Below are 1871 nucleotides of genomic sequence, written 5' to 3'. Positions count from 1 at the left end.
GATTAGGTACTTTTTGATAAGTCATTATAAAATGGCAAGTTTTATGAATCTGCGCCATTCAAAAGAGAGAAATCTGTCCATATAATAAAGGTACAGCAGCTTGAACAAGAAACAAAAAACGAAATGTATTGAAGGAGGTAAATCTATGAAACGAAAGTTAGCGCTGGCTATGGCGGCTGTCATGGCAGCAGCTGGTCTTGCAGCCTGCTCCGCGCAGGAGCCCCAGTCATCCCAGACTTCGTCCGCTGCATCCGGCACATCTACGGCAAAGAACCAGACCCAAGAGGCAGTCGGTGAAGAAACCTATGAAATAGAATTCTTTCACTGCAAACCGGAAAACTTTGATCTGTATGACAGCTTGATTGCCAAATTTCAGGAGCAGTACCCGAATATCACAGTGACTCAGACGTGCCCTTCGGATCCCAATAAGGTTTTTGTGACTCGTGTGGCTTCTAACGATCTGCCTGACGTGGCAGGGGTTACGGCACTTTCCACCCAGATTGTGGAGATGATGGACGAGGGTATTTTCGTGGCGCTGGATGATCAGGAGTTTCTGTCCCGGGCTTTGGACAGCTCTGTGGAAGACATGCGCCGTGAGGATGGACATGTCTATGCAATGCCGGTGACTACAAACGGATTTGGGGTTTACTACAACAAGGATTATTTTGAACAGGTGGGAGCGGAGGTTCCCACAACCCTTGAGGCATTTGTGGAGGTCTGCGAAAAATTACAGGCGGCAGGCATTCAGCCCATTGTTTTTTGTGATAAGGATTCCACAAAGATTTCACAGCAGGTAGACCGGCTTTATGTGGGAAGCGCAGACCATGCGCCCTGGGAGAAATACGATCAGGTTTTGAGTGGAGAATATTCCATGGTAAATGACGAAGAGCTGCGCGCCACCGCAGAGGCTTATCTAAAGATCAGGGAATACGGTCAGGCTGATACGCTGGCCACCAGCGGCGATCAGGCAATCAGTGATTTTGCCATGGGAAATGCGGCCATGATGATTGACGGCACCTGGAGCGCTAATGCCTTTGCAAATCAGAATCCTGATTTGAATTATGGATGCTTTGTATTCCCCACCATCACCGGAGTGGAAGCCTGCAGTGCAGGAGCCTATGACACGGGATATGTGGTTCCGGCGGGCACGGGCAACGAAGAGGCGGCTTTGTTGTTCATAGACTTTCTGACCAGTGAGGAGATCGCTCAGGAATTCTGTGACGGAGACATGAACCCCAATGTGATCAAGAGCGTGAATTACAATGTGGAGGTTTTGAAGGAAATCAACGATGCGCCCTTTACCTTAAGCGGTTCCGTTGTATGGTCCAGTGCATTCCGATCCGACCAGGCGGTATTGTTCCAGCAATTATTTATGGACAAGGATGTGGATGCGTTTTTGGAGTCATATGACCAGTTGATCAGGAACTATTATTCTGAATAAGCATTACAGCAAAGGGGGCATTGGAGACAAAACCTTTGTCTCCCAAGGCTCCCTTTTTGCGGAAAGGATTTCCCTATGAAAAAGAAGCATCCTTCAAAAAAGAAAAAATTTTCGGAACGGAATGTCACACATTTCCTTTTTACCCTTCCGAATTTACTTGCATATAGCTTTTTTACGGTGATACCTGTTTTTGCCGGGATTTATTACAGCATGACGGATTGGAATGGCATCTCGAGAGAATATTCCTTTATCGGCCTGAAAAATTATATGGACGCCCTGGCCAGCCAAAGGTTTCGCAGCTCCTTTTGGTTCAGCCTGGGGTATGCGGTCATGCTTGTGATCTGCATTGTTTTTCTCTCCACTGTTTTGGCCCTTCTTTTGAATAATAAGGTGAGGGGACAAAGCTTTTTTAAGTCTATTTACTTTTTTC

The 1871-nt window shown here is 46.8% G+C and carries 1 protein-coding gene and 1 pseudogene; both read left to right on the top strand.

All coding sequences use genetic code 11. The features are described from left to right. Positions 1-145 precede the first annotated feature (145 nt). Complete coding sequence (locus AC1WIP_RS15365) at positions 146-1441, top strand: ABC transporter substrate-binding protein (RefSeq protein WP_481142647.1); 1296 nt, start codon at positions 146-148, stop codon at positions 1439-1441. A 210-nt stretch (positions 1442-1651) separates the two neighbouring features. Next, positions 1652-1871 (top strand): annotated as a pseudogene (locus tag AC1WIP_RS15360) (carbohydrate ABC transporter permease); the annotation flags it as partial.

This window comes from Acetatifactor sp., assembly GCF_982438285.1.
Note: the sequence above shows the minus strand (reverse complement) of the source record. Positions and strands in the feature narration are given on the sequence as shown.

Bases quoted from the DNA above. Each gene is read 5' to 3' on its own strand.
- AC1WIP_RS15365 (WP_481142647.1), top strand. From the start codon at position 146: ATGAAACGAAAGTTAGCGCTGGCTATGGCGGCTGTCATGGCAGCAGCT.